Source organism: Pseudomonas defluvii, from assembly GCF_001695625.1.
GTDB classification, from domain to species: Bacteria; Pseudomonadota; Gammaproteobacteria; order Pseudomonadales; family Pseudomonadaceae; genus Aquipseudomonas; species Aquipseudomonas defluvii.
This window is the reverse complement of sequence record NZ_MBPN01000014.1, coordinates 44,454-66,819: the sequence shown is the minus strand read 5'-3', so window position 1 is coordinate 66,819 and position 22,366 is coordinate 44,454. Positions and strand designations below refer to the sequence as shown.

The 22,366-nt window shown below is 61.1% G+C and carries 20 protein-coding genes; all 20 read left to right on the top strand.

Annotated features, from left to right (window positions below):
* The first annotated feature begins 61 nt into the window (after positions 1 to 61).
* Positions 62 to 502, top strand: a complete 441-nt coding sequence (locus tag EKA13_RS06315) for an NUDIX hydrolase (RefSeq protein ID WP_065758548.1) — start codon at positions 62 to 64, stop codon at positions 500 to 502.
* A 71-nt stretch (positions 503 to 573) separates the two neighbouring features.
* Complete coding sequence (mnmA, locus tag EKA13_RS06310) at positions 574 to 1,695, top strand: tRNA 2-thiouridine(34) synthase MnmA (RefSeq protein ID WP_065758547.1); 1,122 nt, start codon at positions 574 to 576, stop codon at positions 1,693 to 1,695.
* Positions 1,695 to 2,315 (top strand): high frequency lysogenization protein HflD, encoded by a 621-nt coding sequence (gene hflD / locus EKA13_RS06305; protein WP_065758546.1) that lies wholly within the window; start codon positions 1,695 to 1,697, stop codon positions 2,313 to 2,315. Before mnmA ends, hflD begins: the two co-directional genes overlap by 1 nt.
* Positions 2,316 to 2,507: 192 nt before the next feature.
* Positions 2,508 to 3,878, top strand: coding sequence for an adenylosuccinate lyase (purB, locus tag EKA13_RS06300; protein ID WP_065758545.1), 1,371 nt, complete (start codon positions 2,508 to 2,510; stop codon positions 3,876 to 3,878).
* 82 nt (positions 3,879 to 3,960) lie between these two features.
* Entirely contained in the window at positions 3,961 to 5,127 is a 1,167-nt protein-coding gene (locus tag EKA13_RS06295) for a ribosomal protein uL16 3-hydroxylase (protein ID WP_065758544.1), read from the top strand.
* Entirely contained in the window at positions 5,120 to 5,554 is a 435-nt protein-coding gene (locus tag EKA13_RS06290) for a GNAT family N-acetyltransferase (RefSeq protein WP_065758543.1), read from the top strand. Before EKA13_RS06295 ends, EKA13_RS06290 begins: the two co-directional genes overlap by 8 nt.
* 128 nt (positions 5,555 to 5,682) lie before the next feature.
* Positions 5,683 to 6,417 (top strand): secretin N-terminal domain-containing protein, encoded by a 735-nt coding sequence (locus tag EKA13_RS06285; protein ID WP_065758557.1) that lies wholly within the window; start codon positions 5,683 to 5,685, stop codon positions 6,415 to 6,417.
* Between the two features lie 527 nt (positions 6,418 to 6,944).
* Entirely contained in the window at positions 6,945 to 8,270 is a 1,326-nt protein-coding gene (gene aceA / locus EKA13_RS06280) for an isocitrate lyase (protein WP_065758542.1), read from the top strand.
* 630 nt (positions 8,271 to 8,900) lie between these two features.
* On the top strand, positions 8,901 to 9,314 hold the full coding sequence (locus EKA13_RS06275) for an NADH-quinone oxidoreductase subunit A (protein WP_065758541.1): 414 nt from the start codon (positions 8,901 to 8,903) through the stop codon (positions 9,312 to 9,314).
* 10 nt (positions 9,315 to 9,324) lie between these two features.
* Entirely contained in the window at positions 9,325 to 10,002 is a 678-nt protein-coding gene (locus EKA13_RS06270; protein WP_065758540.1) for an NADH-quinone oxidoreductase subunit B, read from the top strand.
* A 77-nt stretch (positions 10,003 to 10,079) separates the two neighbouring features.
* Positions 10,080 to 11,861: an NADH-quinone oxidoreductase subunit C/D gene (nuoC, locus tag EKA13_RS06265; protein ID WP_065758539.1), complete on the top strand. Its 1,782-nt coding sequence runs from the start codon at positions 10,080 to 10,082 to the stop codon at positions 11,859 to 11,861.
* Between the two features lie 2 nt (positions 11,862 to 11,863).
* Positions 11,864 to 12,361 carry an NADH-quinone oxidoreductase subunit NuoE gene (gene nuoE, locus EKA13_RS06260; RefSeq protein WP_065758538.1) on the top strand — a complete coding sequence of 166 codons (498 nt, stop codon included), beginning with the start codon at positions 11,864 to 11,866 and terminating at the stop codon, positions 12,359 to 12,361.
* Complete coding sequence (gene nuoF, locus EKA13_RS06255) at positions 12,358 to 13,713, top strand: NADH-quinone oxidoreductase subunit NuoF (protein ID WP_065758537.1); 1,356 nt, start codon at positions 12,358 to 12,360, stop codon at positions 13,711 to 13,713. The genes nuoE and nuoF overlap by 4 nt, the downstream gene beginning before the upstream one ends.
* Before the next feature lie 132 nt (positions 13,714 to 13,845).
* Positions 13,846 to 16,560 (top strand): NADH-quinone oxidoreductase subunit NuoG, encoded by a 2,715-nt coding sequence (nuoG, locus tag EKA13_RS06250; RefSeq protein ID WP_065758536.1) that lies wholly within the window; start codon positions 13,846 to 13,848, stop codon positions 16,558 to 16,560.
* A complete protein-coding gene (nuoH, locus tag EKA13_RS06245; RefSeq protein ID WP_065758535.1) occupies positions 16,557 to 17,564 on the top strand; it encodes an NADH-quinone oxidoreductase subunit NuoH in 1,008 nt (335 codons plus the stop codon). Before nuoG ends, nuoH begins: the two co-directional genes overlap by 4 nt.
* 11 nt (positions 17,565 to 17,575) lie before the next feature.
* Complete coding sequence (nuoI, locus tag EKA13_RS06240; protein ID WP_065758534.1) at positions 17,576 to 18,121, top strand: NADH-quinone oxidoreductase subunit NuoI; 546 nt, start codon at positions 17,576 to 17,578, stop codon at positions 18,119 to 18,121.
* A gap of 9 nt (positions 18,122 to 18,130) precedes the next feature.
* Positions 18,131 to 18,631, top strand: a complete 501-nt coding sequence (nuoJ, locus tag EKA13_RS06235) for an NADH-quinone oxidoreductase subunit J (RefSeq protein WP_065758533.1) — start codon at positions 18,131 to 18,133, stop codon at positions 18,629 to 18,631.
* Between the two features lie 4 nt (positions 18,632 to 18,635).
* Positions 18,636 to 18,944, top strand: coding sequence for an NADH-quinone oxidoreductase subunit NuoK (gene nuoK / locus EKA13_RS06230; RefSeq protein ID WP_028944232.1), 309 nt, complete (start codon positions 18,636 to 18,638; stop codon positions 18,942 to 18,944).
* Positions 18,941 to 20,794 carry an NADH-quinone oxidoreductase subunit L gene (gene nuoL / locus EKA13_RS06225; RefSeq protein WP_065758532.1) on the top strand — a complete coding sequence of 618 codons (1,854 nt, stop codon included), beginning with the start codon at positions 18,941 to 18,943 and terminating at the stop codon, positions 20,792 to 20,794. The genes nuoK and nuoL overlap by 4 nt, the downstream gene beginning before the upstream one ends.
* Positions 20,795 to 20,833: 39 nt before the next feature.
* Positions 20,834 to 22,366 (top strand): NADH-quinone oxidoreductase subunit M, encoded by a 1,533-nt coding sequence (gene nuoM / locus EKA13_RS06220; RefSeq protein ID WP_065758531.1) that lies wholly within the window; start codon positions 20,834 to 20,836, stop codon positions 22,364 to 22,366.

Here is a 22,366-nt window from a genome sequence, read left to right as displayed (position 1 = left end):
GCACCCGCGTCGCCGAGAACACCGGCCATGCGATCCACCTGCACAACACAGGATCTTGCACATGACCTGGCAACCCCACATCACCGTCGCCACCATTGTCGAAGACCAGGGCCGTTTCCTGCTGGTCGAAGAGTTCAAAGCCGGCAAGCACGTATTCAACCAGCCGGCAGGCCACCTGGAGGCCAACGAGTCGCTGGCCGAGGCCGCCCTGCGCGAAACGCTCGAGGAGACTGCCTGGGACGTAGAACTGACCGGCGTGGTCGGCATCTACCTCTACACCGCCCCCAGCAATGGCGTGACCTACCAGCGCGTCTGCTTTGCCGCCAAACCGCTACGGCATAATGCCGACCGCGCACTGGACAGCGACATTGTCCGCGCCGTGTGGCTGACCCGTGAGGAACTGCTCGCCGACCCCGAGCGCTGGCGCAGCGAACTGGTACCTCGTTGCATTGACGACTTCCTCGCCGGCCCCCTGCACAGCCTGGCGGTGATCCGCGATTGAGCATGGCTTTCGCCTTGCCGCGCACAGCCTGTTAGAATCTTGTCCTTTTACCCGGATACGCAGCGATTCCTATGTCCACTCCAGCTCTCAAAGAACCCGAAAAGACGCGCGTGATCGTCGGCATGTCCGGCGGCGTGGACTCTTCCGTTTCCGCCCTTCTGCTGATGGAGCAGGGTTATCAGGTCGAAGGCCTGTTCATGAAGAACTGGGAAGAGGACGACGGTACCGAGTACTGCACCGCCCGCGAAGACCTGGCCGACGCACAAGCCGTGTGTGACCGCATCGGCATCAAACTGCACACCGCCAACTTCGCCGCCGAATACTGGGACAACGTGTTTGAGCACTTCCTGGCGGAATACAAGGCCGGACGCACGCCAAACCCGGACATCCTCTGCAACCGCGAAATCAAGTTCAAGGCGTTCCTCGACTACGCCCTGATGCTCGGTGCCGACCTGATCGCCACCGGCCACTACGTGCGCCGCCGCGACATTGACGGCCGCACCGAACTGCTCAAAGGCCTGGACCCGAACAAGGACCAGAGCTACTTCCTCCACGCCGTCGGCGGCGAGCAGATTGCCCGCACCCTGTTCCCGGTCGGCGAACTGGAAAAACCGGAAGTACGCGCCATCGCCGAAAAACATGGCCTGGCCACCGCAAAGAAAAAAGACTCCACCGGCATCTGCTTTATCGGTGAACGTCGCTTCAGCGATTTCCTCAAGCAGTACCTGCCCGCCCAGCCTGGCGAAATCCAGACCACTGAAGGCGACGTCATCGGCCGCCACCATGGCCTGATGTACCACACCATCGGGCAACGCCAGGGGCTGGGTATCGGCGGCCTGAAAGACGCAGGCGACGAGCCGTGGTACGTGCTGGAGAAAGACCTCGCCCGCAACGTGCTGGTAGTTGGCCAGGGCAACGAACACCCATGGCTGTTCTCCCGCGCCCTGCTCGCCTCGGAGATCTTCTGGGTCAACCCGATCGACCTGTCCAGCCCGCGCCGCCTGACCGCGAAAGTGCGCTACCGCCAGAGCGACCAGGCCTGCACCCTGGAACGCACCAACGACGGCTATCGGGCAGTATTTGAAGAACCTCAACGGGCGGTAACGCCCGGCCAGTCCGTGGTCTTCTATGATGGTGAGATCTGCTTGGGCGGCGGCGTGATCGAAGTAGCCGAGCCTTGGAGCCAGCGTTGATGAATACCACGCAAGAACAGCTGGTTGCACTGGGCGGCGTCTTTCAGGCTGCCGTACTGGTCGATCGAATTGCCCGTACCGGCCAGGTCAGCGAAGCCAACCTGAGCTGCATGCTTGGTAGCCTGTTGGTGCGCGACCCCAAGGACACCCTGGAAGTGTTCGGCGGCGATGACCTCAACCTGCGAGACGGCTACCGCGCCCTGGTCAGCGCCCTGGAGCGCGACCCCGCCAGCCTGCAGCGTGAACCACTGCGCTACGCGCTGTCGATGCTGGGCCTTGAGCGCCAACTGGCCAAACGTGGCGATATGCTTGAAGTCATCGGCAACCGCCTGCCACAAATCCAGTCCCAGGCCGATCATTTCGGCCTCGCGCACGAGAACGTCATAGCCTCCAGTGGCGCCCTGTATCAGGACACCCTGAGCACCCTGCGCCAACGGATTCAGGTACACGGTGACATGCGTCACCTGCAACAACCCAACAACGCCTCGAAGATCCGCGCCCTGCTGCTCGCCGGCATCCGCGCGGCGCGCCTCTGGCGCCAGCTCGGCGGCCATCGCTGGCAACTGGTGTTCAGCCGGCGCAAACTGCTCAAAGAGCTCTACCCGATGATGCGCGGCTAAACACCGCACAGGAGCCAGCCTTGCTGGCGATTCAAGCAACGCGAAACAGCGGATGGCTCGACCACACCATCGCTGGCAACGCCGGCTCCTGCAGACACCAAGCGCTTTACCTTTTGTCAGACCCCCGACCCGGGTGCATTTTTCATGTATGATATGCGCCCTTTTCGTTGCCCGACTGTCCGAGAACACCCCATGCAGCTCTCCTCGCTCACTGCGGTTTCCCCTGTTGACGGCCGCTACGCCGGCAAAACCCAGGCCCTGCGCCCTATTTTCAGCGAATACGGCCTGATCCGTTTCCGCGCCCTGGTTGAAGTTCGCTGGCTCCAGCGCCTGGCCGCTCACCCGCAAATCAGCGAAGTTCCGGCCTTCTCCGCCGAAGCCAACGCCCTGCTCAACGGCCTGGCCGATGAGTTCGCCCTCGAGCACGCCGAGCGCGTGAAAGAGATCGAGCGCACCACCAACCACGACGTAAAAGCCATCGAATACCTGCTCAAGGAGCAGGCAGCCAAGCTGCCAGAGCTGGCCAAGGTCAGTGAGTTCATTCACTTCGCCTGCACCAGCGAGGACATCAACAACCTGTCCCACGGCCTGATGCTGCGCGCCGGCCGTGATGACGTGCTGCTGCCACTGATGCGCCAGATCGCCAACGCCATCCGTGAACTGGCCCACCGTTTCGCCGACGTACCAATGCTGTCGCGCACCCACGGTCAACCGGCTTCGCCGACCACCCTGGGCAAGGAGCTGGCCAACGTCGTCTACCGCCTCGAGCGCCAGATCGCACAGGTTGCCGCTGTCCCGCTGCTGGGCAAGATCAACGGCGCCGTGGGCAACTACAACGCCCACCTGTCGGCTTACCCGCAAATCGACTGGGAAGCCAATGCCCGCGCCTTCATCGAAGACGAACTGGGCCTAGTGTTCAACCCGTACACCACCCAGATCGAACCGCACGACTACATTGCCGAACTGTTCGACGCGATTGCCCGCTTCAACACCATCCTGATCGACTTCGATCGCGATATCTGGGGCTACATCTCGCTGGGCTACTTCAAGCAGCGCACCATCGCGGGTGAAATCGGTTCTTCGACCATGCCGCACAAGGTCAACCCGATCGACTTCGAAAACTCCGAAGGCAACCTCGGTATCGCCAACGCACTGTTCCAGCACCTGGCCAGTAAGTTGCCGATCTCGCGCTGGCAGCGCGACCTGACCGACTCCACCGTGCTGCGCAACCTGGGCGTTGGTTTCGCCCACAGCGTGATCGCCTACGAGGCCAGCCTGAAGGGCATCAGCAAGCTGGAAATCAACACCCAGCGCATCGCCGACGACCTGGACGCCTGCTGGGAAGTATTGGCCGAGCCAATCCAGACCGTGATGCGTCGCTACAACATCGAAAACCCTTACGAGAAGCTCAAGGAGCTGACTCGCGGCAAGGGCATCAGCCCGGAAGCACTCCTGACCTTCATCGACGGTCTGGACATGCCTGCCGAAGCACGCGAAGAACTGAAGAAGCTGACTCCAGCGTCCTACATCGGTAACGCTGCAGCTCAAGCCAAACGCGTCTGATTATTGCCTTGCGCGTTAACGCCCGGCCAAGCCGGGCGTTTTTATTACCGAAAGAAAATTACTTTTTTTCAATAGGTTACACATGAATCCTGATACACCACTGCAGCTTCTGGGCGGCCTCACAGCCCGCGAATTCATGCGCGACTACTGGCAGAAAAAACCCCTGCTCGTCCGCCAGGCCTTCCCGGACTTTGAAAGCCCGATCGACGCCGACGAACTGGCCGGCCTTGCCCTGGAAGAGGAAGTCGAATCGCGTCTGATCCTCGAACATGGCGAACGCCCATGGGAAATGCGTCGCGGCCCATTCGAGGAAGACGCCTTCAGCCAGCTGCCAGCGCGTGACTGGACCCTGCTGGTACAAGCGGTCGACCAGTTCGTCCCTGAAGTGGGCGAGCTGCTGGAGCACTTCCGCTTCCTGCCAAGCTGGCGTATCGACGACGTGATGATCAGCTTCGCCGCCCCCGGTGGCAGCGTTGGTCCACACTTCGACAACTACGACGTGTTCCTGCTGCAAGGGCAAGGCAAGCGCAACTGGAAAATCGGCCAGGTCTGCGACAGCGACAGCCCGCTGATCGAGCACAGCGACCTGCGTATCCTGGCGGACTTCGAGCAGAGCGACGAGTGGACCCTGGAACCCGGCGACATGCTCTACCTGCCGCCGCGCCTGGCTCACTACGGCATCGCCGAAGACGACTGCATGACCTACTCGGTCGGCTTCCGCGCCCCAAGCGCTGCCGAAGTGCTCACCCACTTCACCGACTTCCTCAGCCAGTTCCTGCCTGATGAAGACCGCTACAGCGACGCCGATGCCAAGCCGGTCAGCGATCCGCACCAGATCCAGCACGACGCCCTCGACCGCCTGAAGAACCTGCTGACCGAGCACATGGGCGACGAGCGCCTGCTGCTGACCTGGTTCGGCCAGTTCATGACCGAGCCACGCTATCCCGAGCTGGTCAGTGGCGAGCCGCTGAGCGAGGAAGAGCTGATCGACAGCCTCGAACAAGGCGCCATCCTGATCCGCAATCCAAGCGCCCGTCTGGCCTGGTCCGAAGTCGACGACAACCTGCTGCTGTTCGCCAGCGGCCAGAGTCGCCTGCTGCCGGGCGACCTGCGCGAAATGCTCAAGCTGATCTGTGCCGCCGACGCATTGCATGTTGAAAACCTTGGCGAGTGGCTAAGCCATGAAGATGGCCTTACCCTGCTCTGCGAACTGATCAAGCAAGGAAGCCTGGGGTTTGCCAATGAATAAGATCACGGTACGGGTTGCCGACTGGCAGAAAGACAACGCTGACATCCGTCGCATTCGTGAAGCCGTGTTCATCGCCGAACAGGCCGTACCGCCTGAGCTGGAATGGGACACTGACGATACCAGCGCGGTGCATTTCCTGGCCTATGAAGGTGATTTTGCCATCGGTACGGCACGCCTGCTGCCCAGCGGCCATATTGGCCGGGTGTCGGTCCTCAAGGACTGGCGCGGGCTGAAGGTCGGCGATGCCCTGATGCAAGCGGTGATCGTCGAAGCCCAGAACCGCGACCTGAAGCAGCAGATGCTCAGCGCCCAGGTTCACGCCACGCCGTTCTACGAGCGTTTGGGCTTCAAAGTGGTCAGCGAGGAGTTCCTCGAAGCCGGTATCCCGCACGTCGACATGGTGCGCGAGTCCAAAGAGCTGGCTTGACGGCCAATCCCCGGCAGGGCCAACGCTTCAAGAGCGGCGGCCTTGCCGGAGATGCTTTTCCACCACACAACTCCCACATCTGCCGCAAATTTGCCATCATGTCCTCTCCACCCGCGGAGATCATGGACATGCCGCTACGCCCCCTTCTCGCCTCAATACTGCTGTCCTTCAGCCTCAGCACCCTGGCCGCCACTGAAGTGTTGCCACTGAGCCACCGGACCAGCGCCGAAATCCTCCCCGCCGCGCAGTCCTTTCTCGGCAAGGACGGCAGCGTCAGCGCCTTTGAAAACAAACTCATCGTCAAAGCCGCCCCCGACAAGATTGACGAGCTTCGCACCCTCCTTGAACAGCTCGATACCGCGCCACGGCGCCTGCTGATCAGCGTTGACAACAACGACAGCAACTTTCAGGACAATCGCGGCAACGCACGCGTCATTCGCTACGGCACAGCCAACCGCGAAGGCGGCCTGCAACAAGTTCAGGCCAGCGAAGGCGTACCGGCACTGATTCAGGTGGGCCAGAGCATCCCGCTGACCACCACCCAGACCGACACCTATGGCCGCCTGCAAAGCCAGACGGAGTACCGCAATGTCACGCAAGGTTTCTACGTGACCGCAAGCGTCACCGGCCAGACCGTGCACCTGAACATCAGCACCAACAACGACCGGATGAGCCAGGAACGCCCCGATGTAGTGAACGTTCAAAGCACCGACACAAAAGTCACAGGAAAACTAGGGGAATGGATCACACTGGCTGGCAACAACCAGCAAAGCCAGTCGGAACGCAACACTCAGGCCTTCACTTACTCGACTCAACGCGGTGAAAACATGACGTTGCGGGTAAAAGTCGATGCATTGGACTGATCCCTGGGAAATCAAGGCCTCGACCAACGGCCTCGGAACTGACTGACGAGTCTTATTAGACCAAAGATGTAGTAACCATAAAAAAGCACTACAAAACATTTGACGGCCTCAAATCGCAGAGGCATGATGGCCCCGCTCCCGCTAATCAGAGGCCCTGGCAAGGGCCTTCGAGTCGCGCTCTAAACCTACCCAACTGAGCCGATTCGTGTCTGTACAGCCCACAAGGCGTTTGACGAGATTGCGACTGGAACGAAGTTGTCCTGAGGGACGGAAGCGCATCAAACGGTACACGGCCCATCAGGGATCGCAGCACGGCAACCACGAGCCAACCTGCAGTCACCAGAAGCGCCAACTACCTGCTCACTTCCCCCTTGAGCCTCACTCGTTCAACCGTCGCACATTTCGCCAAACACGACTGATCGCCAATGCTTCTGATCTGCGAGCAATCGGTGCTGCCCCTGTAAATGAACAGCGCAGCCGACAGAGCGAACATTTTTACCAAGACCTATGCGACGAGGTTTATTTTCATGGCACTGACACGCGAACAGCAAATTGCAGCCCTCGAAAAAGACTGGGCCGAAAACCCGCGCTGGAAAGGCGTGACCCGTACCTACACCGCTGCTGATGTTGTCCGTCTGCGTGGCTCGGTCCAGCCAGAGCACACCCTGGCCCGCATGGGTGCCGAGAAGCTGTGGAACCTGGTTACCCAAGGTGCCCACCCATCCTTCCGCCCCGAAAAAGATTTCGTCAACTGCATGGGCGCCCTGACCGGCGGCCAGGCAGTACAACAGGTCAAGGCCGGCATCCAGGCTATCTACCTGTCCGGCTGGCAAGTGGCTGCCGATAACAACTCGGCCGAGTCCATGTACCCAGACCAGTCGCTGTACCCAGTGGACTCGGTTCCAACTGTGGTCAAGCGCATCAACAACTCGTTCCGTCGTGCCGACCAGATCCAGTGGAAAGCCGGCAAGAACCCAGGCGATGACGGCTACATCGACTACTTCGCTCCGATCGTAGCGGACGCCGAAGCCGGTTTCGGTGGCGTACTGAACGCCTACGAACTGATGAAGAACATGATCGAAGCAGGCGCTGCTGGCGTTCACTTCGAAGACCAACTGGCCTCCGTGAAGAAATGCGGCCACATGGGCGGTAAAGTACTGGTTCCAACCCAGGAAGCCGTTCAGAAGCTGACCGCTGCCCGTCTGGCTGCCGACGTTGCAGGCGTACCGACCATCATTCTGGCCCGTACCGACGCTAACGCCGCCGACCTGCTGACCAGCGACTGCGACCCGTACGATCAGCCATTCGTGATCGGCGAACGCACCCAGGAAGGCTTCTACAAAGTACGCGCCGGCCTGGATCAAGCCATCGCTCGCGGCTTGGCCTACGCGCCGTACGCCGACCTGATCTGGTGTGAAACCGCCAAGCCAGACCTGGACGAAGCTCGTCGCTTCGCCGAAGCGATCAAGAAGGAATACCCAGACCAGATCCTGTCCTACAACTGCTCGCCTTCCTTCAACTGGAAGAAAAACCTGGACGACGCGACCATCGCCAAGTTCCAGCGCGAACTGTCGGCCATGGGTTACAAGCACCAGTTCATCACCCTGGCGGGTATCCACAACATGTGGCACAGCATGTTCAACCTGGCGCACGACTACGCCCGCAACGACATGACTGCCTACGTGAAGCTGCAGGAGCAGGAGTTCGCCGACGCGTCCAAAGGCTACACCTTCGTTGCTCACCAACAGGAAGTCGGCACCGGCTACTTCGACGACATGACCACCGTGATTCAGGGCGGCTCGTCTTCGGTAACCGCACTGACCGGCTCCACCGAAGAAGAGCAGTTCCACTGATCAATGATCAGTAGCTGATATTCGGGTAGCACTGAAAACCCGGGGCCTGTGATGGGGCTCCGGGTTTTTTTGCACCTACCATGAGCGAGAGCCAGGGAGGCCCATCAGCGCCCCTACAGACGCACCTGGGATGGCTTCGGCGGAGTGCCCGTGAGTGCGCGGTGACTGCATCGCGGGCAAGCCCTGCTCCTACAGGGTGAACTGCCTCATGAGCCACCAACCAACGCACCGAAGCATTGATCCAAGGCGGCACAACCCAGGAAAAAAGCTGCTAAATAGGTAAACGCAAAAAATTATGGACACTGCACTATGAGCAGGAACTTCCAGGCAACAGAAGGCGCTAATAAACAGTCGCGCCAAATGATATCAATTATCATTAACAATCTTGTCGTTCATTACACCAAGCAAGAAACATAATTAACAAAAGGTGAGGCAATGCCCGGCCTATGCGGCCTGCAGCGTGTTACGAAAGATTTTTGTTCTTAATCTAACGAATTAATTTGCTGCAGAAATTTTACTTGCACCCGCTTTACCCATAAAATCAGCCCGATAGATCCCGCTGCGACATATCGTCACTGCTCTACTTCTTTCAAGCTCAGAGACCCAAGCGCTCTGTTAAGGATTTTCAGCATGCCCGATTCGACAGGACTCATCGCCCACAACTGGGGCTTTGCCATTTTCCTTTTGGGTGTCGTCGGCCTGTGCGCCTTCATGCTCGGTCTGTCCAGCCTGCTCGGCAGCAAGGCCTGGGGCCGCAGCAAGAACGAACCCTTTGAATCCGGCATGCTGCCTACCGGCAGCGCACGTCTGCGCCTCTCGGCAAAATTCTATCTGGTCGCGATGCTGTTCGTGATCTTCGATATCGAAGCCCTCTTTCTCTTTGCATGGTCTGTGTCTGTCCGCGAAAGCGGCTGGACCGGATTCGTCGAAGCACTCGTTTTCATAGCAATTCTGTTGGCAGGTCTTGTCTACCTTTGGCGAGTAGGGGCGCTCGATTGGGCTCCCGTAGGTCGTCGCAAGCGGCAAGCGAAGCTGAAACAATGAGGCTTTGGCAATGCAATACAATCTCACCAGAATCGATCCGGATGCGCCTAACGAGCAGTACCCCATCGGAGAACGGGAAACCGTCTCCGATTCGCTGCTAGAGGACCAGGTCCACAAGAACATCTTCATGGGCAAACTTGAAGATGTGCTCAGTGGCGCGGTGAACTGGGGGCGTAAAAACTCCCTGTGGCCTTATAACTTCGGCCTCTCCTGCTGCTACGTGGAAATGACTACGGCCTTCACGGCGCCCCACGACATCGCCCGCTTCGGCGCCGAAGTCATCCGGGCATCACCGCGTCAGGCCGACTTCATGGTCGTCGCTGGCACCTGCTTCATCAAAATGGCGCCGATCATTCAGCGCCTGTACGAGCAGATGCTCGAACCCAAGTGGGTCATCTCCATGGGTTCGTGCGCGAACTCTGGCGGCATGTACGACATTTACTCGGTCGTTCAGGGGGTCGACAAGTTCCTCCCCGTGGATGTCTACGTGCCTGGCTGCCCGCCTCGCCCTGAAGCATTCCTGCAAGGCCTGATGTTGCTGCAGGAGTCGATTGGCCAGGAGCGTCGCCCTCTTTCCTGGGTTGTCGGTGATCAAGGCGTATACCGCGCCGAGATGCCGTCACAGAAAGAGCAGCGTCGTGAACAGCGCATCCAGGTCACCAACCTGCGCAGCCCCGACGAAGTCTGATCCAGCGACCTGCTGCCTGCTCTGCGGAACAGGCGGCCTGGCTTCATTCTCTACGTTGACCGAAAGCGACCGAGACCATGACAGCGGACACCGCTATTTACATCCCGCCTTACAAGGCTGACGACCAGGATGTGGTCGTCGAACTGAACAATCGTTTTGGCCCAGAGGCGTTCACCGCCCAGGAAACCCGCACCGGCATGCCTGTGCTGTGGGTGACCCGCGCCAAGCTGATCGAAGTACTGACGTTCCTGCGCAACCTGCCCAAACCGTATGTCATGCTCTATGACCTGCACGGTGTGGACGAGCGTCTGCGCACCCAGCGCCGTGGCTTGCCGGGCGCCGATTTCAGTGTGTTCTACCACCTGCTCTCGATCGAACGTAATAGTGACGTAATGATCAAGGTCGCCCTGTCTGAGAACGACCTGAGCCTGCCAACCGTCACCGGTATCTGGCCGAACGCCAACTGGTACGAGCGTGAAGTCTGGGACATGTTCGGCATCAACTTTGCCGGCCACCCGCACCTGACCCGCATCATGATGCCACCGACCTGGGAAGGTCACCCGCTGCGCAAGGACTTCCCTGCCCGCGCCACCGAGTTCGATCCGTACAGCCTGAACCTGGCCAAGCAACAGCTCGAGGAAGAAGCCGCGCGCTTCAACCCTGAAGCCTGGGGCATGAAGCGTTCCGGTGCCAACGAGGACTACATGTTCCTCAACCTGGGCCCGAACCACCCTTCGGCTCACGGTGCCTTCCGTATCGTCCTGCAGCTGGACGGCGAAGAGATCGTCGACTGCGTTCCGGACATCGGTTACCACCACCGTGGTGCCGAGAAGATGGCCGAGCGTCAGTCCTGGCACAGTTTCATTCCTTACACCGACCGTATCGACTACCTCGGCGGTGTGATGAACAACCTGCCGTATGTACTGGCCGTCGAGAAGCTGGCCGGTATCAAGGTGCCGCAGAAGGTCGACGTCATCCGCATCATGATGGCCGAGTTCTTCCGGATCACCAGCCACCTGCTGTTCCTGGGTACCTACATCCAGGACGTCGGCGCCATGACCCCGGTGTTCTTCACCTTCACCGACCGCCAGCGTGCCTACACCGTGATCGAAGCGATCACCGGCTTCCGTCTGCACCCGGCCTGGTACCGCATCGGTGGCGTCGCCCACGACCTGCCACGTGGCTGGGACCGCCTGGTCAAGGACTTCGTCGAATGGCTGCCCAAGCGCCTGGACGAGTACGAGAAAGCCGCCCTGCAGAACAGTATCCTGCGCGGCCGTACCATCGGCGTTGCCCAGTACAACACCAAGGAAGCCCTGGAGTGGGGTGTCACCGGTGCTGGCCTGCGTTCCACCGGCCTGGACTTCGACCTGCGTAAAGCCCGCCCTTACTCGGGCTACGAGAACTTCGAGTTCGAAGTGCCGCTGGCTCACAATGGCGATGCCTACGACCGTTGCATGGTCCGCGTTGAAGAGATGCGCCAGAGTATCCGCATCATCGACCAGTGCATGCGCAACATGCCGGAAGGCCCGTACAAGGCGGATCACCCGCTGACCACGCCGCCACCGAAAGAGCGCACCCTGCAGCACATCGAAACCCTGATCACGCACTTCCTGCAAGTTTCGTGGGGCCCGGTCATGCCGGCCAACGAATCCTTCCAGATGATCGAAGCGACCAAGGGTATCAACAGTTACTACCTGACGAGCGATGGCGGCACCATGAGCTACCGCACCCGGATTCGTACCCCGAGCTACCCGCACCTGCAGCAGATCCCTTCGGTGATCCGCGGCAGCATGGTCGCGGACCTCATTGCGTACCTGGGCAGTATCGACTTCGTTATGGCTGACGTGGACCGCTAAGCATGAATAGCACGCTTATCCAAACCGACCGTTTCGCCCTGAGCGAAACCGAGCGCTCGGCCATCGAGCACGAGATGCATCACTACGAGGACCCGCGCGCGGCGTCCATCGAAGCCCTGAAGATCGTTCAGAAAGAACGTGGCTGGGTGCCTGACGGTGCGGTCTACGCCATCGGCGAGATCCTGGGCATTCCGGCCAGCGATGTCGAAGGCGTCGCAACCTTCTACAGCCAGATCTTCCGTCAGCCTGTCGGCCGGCACATCATCCGCGTCTGCGACAGCATGGTCTGCTACATCGGCGGCCACGAGTCGGTGGTCAGCCAGATCCAGAGCGAGCTGGGCATTGGCCTCGGCCAGACCACCCCGGACGGTCGCTTCACCCTGCTGCCGGTGTGCTGCCTGGGTAACTGCGACAAGGCCCCGGCGCTGATGATCGACGACGACACCTTCGGTGACGTACAGCCGGCTGGCGTCTCCAAACTGCTGGAGGGCTACGTATGACCCTTACCTCCTTCGGGCCTGCCAACCGCATTGCCCGCACCGCCGAGACCCACCCGCTGACCTGGCGTCTGCGCGATGACGGCCAGCCGGTGTGGCTCGACGAGTACCAGGCCAAGGACGGCTACGCTGCCGCCCGCAAGGCGCTGGGGCAAATGTCCCAGGACGACATCGTCCAGACCGTCAAGGACTCCGGCCTCAAGGGCCGTGGTGGTGCGGGCTTCCCGACCGGCGTCAAATGGGGCCTGATGCCCAAAGACGAATCCATGAACATCCGCTACCTGCTGTGCAACGCGGATGAAATGGAACCCAACACCTGGAAAGACCGCATGCTGATGGAGCAACTGCCCCATCTGCTGATCGAAGGCATGCTGATCAGCGCCCGCGCGCTGAAAGCCTACCGTGGCTACATCTTCCTGCGTGGCGAATACGTCACCGCAGCCGCGCACCTGAACCGTGCGGTCGAAGAAGCCAAGGCCGCCGGCCTGCTGGGCAAGAACATCCTCGGCAGCGGCTTCGACTTCGAGCTGTTCGTCCACACCGGTGCCGGTCGCTACATCTGCGGTGAAGAAACCGCACTGATCAACTCCCTCGAAGGTCGCCGCGCCAACCCGCGCTCCAAGCCGCCCTTCCCTGCCGCCGTTGGCGTGTGGGGCAAGCCGACCTGCGTTAACAACGTCGAGACGCTGTGCAACGTGCCGGCGATCGTCGGCAACGGTATCGACTGGTACAAATCGCTGGCCCGCGAAGGCAGCGAAGACCACGGCACCAAGCTGATGGGCTTCTCCGGCAAGGTGAAGAACCCTGGCCTGTGGGAACTGCCCTTCGGCGTCAGCGCTCGCGAACTGTTCGAAGACTATGCCGGTGGCATGCGCGACGGCTTCAAGCTCAAGTGCTGGCAGCCTGGTGGTGCCGGTACCGGTTTCCTGCTGCCAGAGCACCTGGACGCACAAATGTACGCCGGTGGCATCGCCAAGGTTGGCACCCGTATGGGTACTGGCCTGGCCATGGCCGTGGACGACAGCGTCAACATGGTCTCGCTGCTGCGCAACATGGAAGAGTTCTTTGCCCGTGAATCCTGTGGTTTCTGCACCCCGTGCCGCGATGGCCTGCCATGGAGCGTCAAGCTCCTGCGCGCCCTCGAGAAAGGCCAGGGCCAGCAGGGCGACATCGAGACCCTGCTGGGTCTGGTCGGTTTCCTCGGCCCAGGCAAGACCTTCTGTGCGCACGCACCGGGTGCCGTGGAGCCATTGGGCAGCGCGATCAAATATTTCCGCCCGGAATTCGAGGCTGGCATTGCTGCGAACGCAGGCGTGCGCCCGGACCTGGCGAAGCCGATTGTCGTCGGCGCATAACGAATAGAACGCGGGTGGTCCGTGCCACCCGCTGCTTGCACAGCTCGCCCGGGTCCGCCTGTCGCGGGCTGCAAGCACACAGTTTTCCATTAGCCACGCCCGCAGACGCGGGCCAACGAAGAACTTTGAACCATGGCCACTATCCACGTAGACGGCAAAGAGCTCGAAGTCAACGGCGCAGACAACCTGTTACAGGCGTGTCTGTCGCTCGGCCTCGACATTCCTTATTTCTGCTGGCACCCGGCGCTCGGTAGCGTCGGTGCTTGCCGCCAGTGCGCGGTCAAGCAGTACACCGACGAGAACGACAAGCGTGGTCGTATCGTCATGTCCTGCATGACCCCCGCCACCGATGGCAGCTGGATCTCCATTGACGACGAAGAAGCCAAGGTGTTCCGCGCCAGCGTCGTCGAATGGCTGATGACCAACCACCCGCACGACTGCCCGGTCTGTGAGGAAGGCGGTCACTGCCACCTGCAAGACATGACGGTAATGACCGGCCACAACGAGCGCCGCTACCGTTTCACCAAGCGTACCCACCAGAACCAGGAACTCGGCCCGTTCATCGCTCACGAGATGAACCGCTGCATCGCCTGCTACCGTTGCGTGCGTTACTACAAGGACTACGCAGGCGGTACTGACCTGGGCGTTTTCGGTGCCCACGACAACGTCTACTTCGGCCGCGTCGAAGACGGTGCCCTGGAGAGCGAATTCTCCGGCAACCTGACCGAGGTCTGCCCGACTGGCGTGTTCACCGACAAGACGCACTCCGAGCGCTACAACCGCAAGTGGGACATGCAGTTCGCCCCGAGCATCTGCCATGGCTGCTCCAGCGGTTGCAACATCAGCCCGGGTGAGCGTTATGGCGAACTGCGCCGTATCGAGAACCGCTTCAACGGCTCCGTTAACCAGTACTTCCTGTGCGACCGTGGCCGCTTCGGCTATGGCTACGTCAACCGTGAAGACCGCCCACGCCAGCCGCTGCTCGCCAATGGCCAGAAACTGAGCCTGGACGCCGCCCTCGATCAAGCGGCCGATATGCTGCGTGGTCGCAACATCGTCGGTATCGGCTCGCCACGCGCCAGCCTGGAAAGCAACTACGGCCTGCGCGAACTGGTCGGTGCCGAACACTTCTACTCGGGTATGGAAGCCGCTGAACTTGAGCAGGTGCGCCTGGTTCTGCAGGTGCTGAACGACAGCCCGCTGCCGGTGCCAACCCTGCGCGAGATGGAAGACCACGACGCCGTGTTCGTCCTCGGTGAAGACCTGACCCAAACGGCTGCCCGCGTTGCCCTGGCCCTGCGCCAGTCGGTCAAGGGCAAGGCCGAGGCCATGGCCGACGCCATGCGTGTTCAGCCTTGGCTCGACGCTGCGGTAAAAAACATCGGCCAACACGCCATGTACCCGCTGTTCATCGCCAGCCTGGCCGAAACCAAGCTCGATGACGTCGCCGAAGAATGCGTACACGCATCCCCGGATGACCTGGCTCGCCTCGGTTTCGCCGTCGCCCACGCCATCGACCCAAGCGCCCCTGCCGTTGAAGGGCTGGACGCCGAAGCCCTGGCCCTGGCCAAGCGCATTGCCGATGCCTTGGTCGCTGCCAACCGCCCACTGGTCGTTGCCGGTACTTCGCTGGGCTCCAAGGCCCTGATCGAAGCCGCCGCCAACATCGCCAAGGCGCTGAAGCTGCGCGAGAAGAACGGCTCCCTGAGCCTGGTCGTCCCTGAAGCCAACAGCCTCGGGCTTGCCATGCTCGGCGGTGACTCGGCCGATGCCGCGCTGGATGCCGTGATTTCCGGCAAAGCCGACGCCATCGTCGTACTGGAAAACGACCTGTACAGCCGCCTGCCAGCGGCCAAGGTCGATGCTGCGCTGGCGGCCGCCAAGGTTGTCATCGTTGCAGACCACCAGAAGACTCCGACCACTGACCGCGCCCACCTGGTGCTGCCTGCGGCTACCTTCGCTGAAGGCGACGGTACCCTGGTCAGCCTCGAAGGCCGCGCCCAGCGTTTCTTCCAGGTGTTCGATCCGACCTACATGGACGCTTCGATCCTGGTTCACGAAGGCTGGCGCTGGATGCACGCCCTGCGCTCGACCCTGCTGAACAAGCCGGTGGACTGGACCCAACTGGACCATGTCACCAGCGCCTGCGCAACAGCGGCCCCGCAACTGGCGGGCATCGTCAACGCGGCACCGTCGGCGGCATTCCGTATCAAAGGCCTGAAACTGGCCCGCGAGCCGCTGCGCTACTCCGGTCGTACCGCCATGCGCGCCAACATCAGCGTACACGAGCCGCGTACCCCACAAGACCAGGACACCGCGTTTTCCTTCTCCATGGAAGGTTATTCGGGTTCGGTTGAACCGCGTCAGCAAGTGCCGTTTGCCTGGTCACCGGGCTGGAACTCGCCACAAGCCTGGAACAAGTTCCAGGACGAAGTCGGTGGTCACCTGCGCGCTGGCGATCCGGGCACCCGCCTGATCGAAAGCCAGGGCGACAAGCTGAACTGGTTCGCCAACATTCCTGGCGCCTTCGCACCGGCTCGTGGTACCTGGCAAGCGGTGCCGTTCTATCACCTGTTCGGCAGTGAAGAGAACTCTTCGCGCGCAGCACCGGTGCAAGAGCGTATCCCGCAAGCCTACGTCGCCCTGGCCAAGTCCGAAGCCGACCGCCTGGGTGTCAACGACGGCGCCATGCTCAGCCTGAACGTCGCCGGCCAGACCCTGCGTCTGCCGCTGCGTATCAATGAGGAACTGGGCGCTGGCCTGGTTGCCCTGCCGAAAGGCCTGGCCGGTATCCCGCCAGCCATCTTCGGTCACACCGTCGAAGGCCTGCAGGAGGCAGCACAATGACCTGGTTCACCCCTGAAGTGATCGATGTGATCATCACCGTCGTCAAGGCCATCGTGGTCTTGCTGGCCGTGGTGGTCTGCGGCGCGCTGCTCAGCTTCGTCGAGCGGCGCCTGCTGGGCTGGTGGCAGGACCGTTACGGTCCGAACCGCGTCGGCCCATTCGGCATGTTCCAGATCGCTGCCGACATGCTGAAGATGTTCTTCAAGGAGGACTGGAACCCACCCTTCGTCGACAAGGTGATCTTCACCCTGGCGCCGGTCGTGGCCATGAGTGCTCTGCTGATCGCCTTCGCGATCATCCCGATCACCCCGACCTGGGGTGTCGCGGACCTGAACATCGGCCTGCTGTTCTTCTTCGCCATGGCCGGCCTGTCGGTCTACGCCGTACTGTTCGCCGGTTGGTCGTCGAACAACAAGTACGCACTGCTCGGCAGCCTGCGGGCTTCGGCCCAGACCGTGTCGTACGAAGTGTTCATGGGCCTGGCGCTGATGGGCATCGTGGCGCAGGTTGGCTCGTTCAACATGCGCGACATCGTCGACTACCAGGCGCAGAACCTGTGGTTCATCATTCCGCAGTTCTTTGGCTTCTGCACCTTCTTCATCGCTGGCGTTGCCGTGACTCACCGTCACCCCTTCGACCAGCCGGAAGCGGAACAGGAACTGGCCGACGGTTACCACATTGAATATGCCGGTATGAAATGGGGCATGTTCTTCGTCGGTGAGTACATCGGCATCATCCTGATCTCGGCGCTGCTGGTAACGCTGTTCTTCGGTGGCTGGCACGGCCCGTTCGGCATCCTGCCGCAACTGCCGTTCCTCTGGTTTGCCCTGAAGACCGCGTTCTTCATCATGCTGTTCATCCTGCTGCGCGCCTCGATCCCGCGCCCGCGCTATGACCAGGTGATGGACTTCAGCTGGAAGTTCTGCCTGCCGCTGACCCTGATCAACCTGCTGGTGACCGCCGCGCTCGTGTTGTTGAACACGCCGGCCGGCGCGGTTCAGTGAGGATATAGAGCATGAAGTACATTTTTGACATCATCAAAGGCACCTACACCCAGCTGCGCAGCCTGGTGATGGTGTTCTCCCACGGGTTCCGCAAACGCGACACCCTGCAGTACCCGGAAGAGCCGGTCTACCTGCCACCGCGCTACCGTGGTCGCATCGTCCTGACCCGCGATCCCGATGGTGAAGAGCGCTGTGTAGCGTGCAACCTGTGTGCCGTGGCCTGCCCGGTCGGTTGCATCTCGCTGCAGAAAGCCGAAACCGACGACGGTCGCTGGTACCCCGAGTTCTTCCGCATCAACTTCTCGCGCTGCATTTTCTGCGGCCTCTGCGAGGAAGCCTGCCCGACCACCGCGATCCAGCTGACGCCGGATTTCGAAATGGCCGAGTTCAAACGTCAGGACCTGGTGTACGAGAAAGAAGATCTGCTGATCTCCGGCCCCGGCAAGAACCCTGATTACAACTTCTACCGTGTTGCAGGTATGGCGGTTGCCGGCAAGCCGAAAGGCGCTGCGCAGAACGAAGCCGAGCCGATCAACGTGAAGAGCTTGCTCCCTTAAGGAAGAAAGATGGAATTCGCTTTCTATTTCGCATCCGGTGTCGCTGTGGTGTCCACCCTTCGGGTGATCACCAACACCAACCCGGTACACGCCCTGCTCTACCTGATCATTTCGCTGATCTCCGTGGCGATGACCTTCTTCGCCCTCGGCGCGCCGTTTGCCGGCGTACTGGAAGTGATCGCCTACGCTGGCGCCATCATGGTGCTGTTCGTCTTCGTGGTGATGATGCTCAACCTGGGGCCGGCTTCGGTTCGCCAGGAGCGCGACTGGCTCAAGCCCGGTATCTGGGCGGGGCCGGTGTTCCTCGGCGCCCTGCTGCTGCTGGAACTGCTCTATGTGCTGTTCGGCAATCAAAGTGGTGTTGGCATCGGCCACACCACTGTCGATGCCAAGGCCGTCGGCATCAGCCTGTTCGGCCCTTACCTGCTGGTGGTGGAACTGGCCTCGATGCTGCTGCTCGCTGCAGCGGTAACGGCATTCCACCTCGGCCGCAACGAGGCGAAGGAGTAACGACATGCCTGCAATTCCTCTCGAACATGGCCTGGCCGTCGCCGGCATCCTGTTCTGCCTCGGTCTGGTCGGGCTGATGGTGCGCCGCAACATTCTTTTCGTGCTGATGAGCCTGGAAATCATGATGAACGCCTCGGCACTGGCGTTCATTGTCGCGGGCAGCCGTTGGGCGCAGCCGGATGGACAGATCATGTTCATCCTGGTGATCAGCCTGGCAGCGGCCGAGGCCAGTATTGGCCTGGCGATCCTGTTGCAGCTGTATCGCCGCTTCCACACTCTCGATATCGATGCAGCCAGTGAGATGCGCGGATGAACCTTCTCTTTCTGACTTTCGTATTTCCCCTGATCGGCTTCCTGCTGCTGTCGTTCTCGCGCGGACGGTTCTCGGAGAACCTCTCGGCGCTGATCGGCGTTGGCTCGGTAGGCCTCTCGGCCATCGTCGCGGCCTACGTGATCTGGCAGTTCAACGTTGCACCGCCTGCAGGCGGTGCGTACAGCCAGCTGCTGTGGCAGTGGATGTCGGTAGACGGCTTCGCACCCAACTTCACCCTGTACCTGGATGGCCTGTCGGTCACCATGCTGGGTGTGGTGGTCGGCGTCGGCTTCCTGATCCACCTGTTCGCCTCCTGGTACATGCGCGGTGAAGCGGGCTACTCGCGCTTCTTCGCCTACACCAACCTGTTCATTGCCAGCATGTTGTTCCTGATCCTGGGCGACAACCTGCTGTTCATCTACTTCGGTTGGGAAGGCGTGGGCCTGTGCTCCTACCTGTTGATCGGTTTCTACTACAGCAACCGCAACAACGGTAACGCCGCACTCAAAGCCTTCATCGTGACCCGTATCGGCGACGTGTTCATGGCCATCGGCCTGTTCATCCTGTTCCAGCAACTGGGTACCCTGAACGTCCAGGAACTGCTGGTACGCGCACCGGAGCACTTCAAGGCCGGTGACTTCTGGATCGTCATGGCCACCCTGATGCTGCTGGGCGGCGCGGTCGGTAAATCCGCCCAACTGCCACTGCAGACCTGGCTGGCTGACGCGATGGCGGGCCCAACCCCGGTTTCGGCACTGATCCACGCCGCGACCATGGTGACCGCCGGTGTCTACCTGATCGCCCGTACCCACGGCCTGTTCGCCCTCGCGCCGGACGTGCTGCACCTGGTCGGCGTGGTCGGCGGTGTCACCCTGGTACTGGCCGGCTTCGCCGCGCTGGTTCAAACCGACATCAAGCGTATCCTCGCCTACTCGACCATGAGCCAGATCGGCTACATGTTCCTGGCCCTGGGCGTTGGCGCCTGGGAAGGCGCGATCTTCCACCTGATGACCCACGCCTTCTTCAAGGCCCTGCTGTTCCTTGCCTCCGGTGCGGTCATCGTTGCCTGCCACCACGAGCAGAACATCTTCAAGATGGGTGGCCTGTGGAAGAAGCTGCCGCTGGCCTACGCCAGCTTCATCGTCGGTGGTGCCGCCCTGGCTGCCCTGCCGCTGCTGACCGCCGGTTTCTACTCCAAGGACGAAATCCTCTGGGAAGCCTTCGCCAGTGGTAACAACGGTCTGCTGTACGCCGGCCTGGTCGGTGCTTTCATGACCTCGCTGTACACCTTCCGCCTGATCTTCATCGCCTTCCACGGCGAAGCCAAGACCGAAGCCCATGCTGGCCACGGGATTTCCCACTGGCTGCCGCTGGGCGTGCTGATCGTACTGTCCACCTTCGTCGGTGCCTGGATTCATCCACCACTGGCCGGTGTACTGCCGCAGAGCGCCGGCCATGCCGGTGGCGAAGCCAAGCACAGCCTGGAAATCGCCTCGGGCGCCATTGCCATCGCCGGCATCCTGCTGGCAGCCGTGCTGTTCCTGGGCAAACGTCGCCTGGTAACAGCCATCGCCAACAGCGGCATCGGTCGCGTGTTGTCGGCCTGGTGGTTCGCTGCCTGGGGCTTCGACTGGATCTACGACAAGCTGTTCGTCAAACCTTACCTGCTGATCAGCCATGTGCTGCGCAAGGACCCGGTTGACCGCAGCATTGGTCTGGTGCCGCGTCTGGCACGTGGTGGCCACGCTGCCATGAGCCGTACCGAAACCGGTCAGCTGCGCTGGTACACCGCCTCGATCGCCGCAGGTGCCGTGATTGTTCTCGGCGCTGTGTTGTTGGCTGCGGTCTGATATGAACCTTGCGACTTTGCGAAAGGAATTGAGCCCGTCATGATTTTGCCTTGGCTGATCCTGATCCCCTTCATCGGCGGCCTGCTGTGCTGGCTGGGTGAGCGCTTCGGCGCCACCCTGCCACGCTGGATTGCGCTGCTGACCATGTCCCTGTTGCTCGGTATCGGCCTCTGGCTGTGGGCACACGGTGACTACACCCTCGCCCCGGCACCGGGTACCGAGCCTGCCTGGACTGTCGAATACAAAGTGCTCTGGATCGAGCGCTTCGGCATCAGCCTGCACCTGGGCCTGGACGGCCTGTCGCTGCTGATGATCTTGCTCACCGGCCTGCTCGGTGTGCTTTCGGTCCTCTGCTCGTGGAAAGAGATCCAGCGCCACGTCGGCTTCTTCCACCTCAACCTGATGTGGATCCTGGGCGGCGTGGTCGGGGTGTTCCTGGCCCTGGACCTGTTCCTGTTCTTCTTCTTCTGGGAAATGATGCTGGTGCCGATGTATTTCCTCATCGCGCTCTGGGGTCACAGCTCGGCAGACGGCAAGAAGACCCGGATCTACGCAGCAACCAAGTTCTTCATCTACACCCAGGCCAGCGGCCTGATCATGTTGGTGGCGATCCTGGGCCTGGTACTGGTGAACTACAACACCACCGGCGTACTGACCTTCGACTACAGCACACTGCTCAAGGCCGAACTGCCAGCCGGTACCGAGTACCTGCTGATGCTGGGCTTCTTCATCGCCTTCGCGGTGAAACTGCCGGTTGTACCGTTCCACTCCTGGCTGCCTGACGCTCACGCCCAGGCACCTACCGCAGGTTCCGTGGACCTGGCGGGTATTTTGCTGAAAACCGCTGCCTACGGTCTGCTGCGTTTCGCCCTGCCGCTGTTCCCGAATGCCTCGGCGGAATTCGCGCCAATCGCCATGACCCTCGGTCTGATCGGTATTTTCTACGGTGCATTCCTGGCCTTCGCCCAAACCGACATCAAGCGCCTGATCGCCTTCTCCAGCGTCTCGCACATGGGCTTCGTGCTGATCGGTATCTACTCCGGCAGCCAGCAAGCGCTGCAAGGTGCAGTGATCCAGATGCTCGCACACGGTCTGTCGGCTGCGGCACTCTTTATCCTGAGTGGCCAACTGTACGAACGCCTGCACACCCGTGACATGCGTCAGATGGGCGGCCTGTGGCACCGTATCGCTTACCTGCCAGCCATCAGCCTGTTCTTCGCCGCCGCGTCGCTGGGCCTGCCAGGTACCGGTAACTTCGTTGGTGAATTCCTGATCCTGATCGGCAGCTTCGTCAGCTCGCCATGGGTGACTGTGATCGCTACCAGCGGCCTGGTCTTCGGTTCTGTCTACTCGCTGATCATGATCCACCGTGCCTACTTCGGTCCGGCGAAATCCGATGAAGTCCTGGCTGGTATGGACACTCGCGAAATGATCATGGTGCTGGGCCTGGCTGGCCTGCTGATCCTGCTGGGCGTTTACCCGCAGCCGTTCCTCGACACCTCTGCCGCTACCATGAGTGGTGTGCAGCAGTGGCTCGGCACCGCTTTCACTCAACTCGCTTCGGCCCGGTAA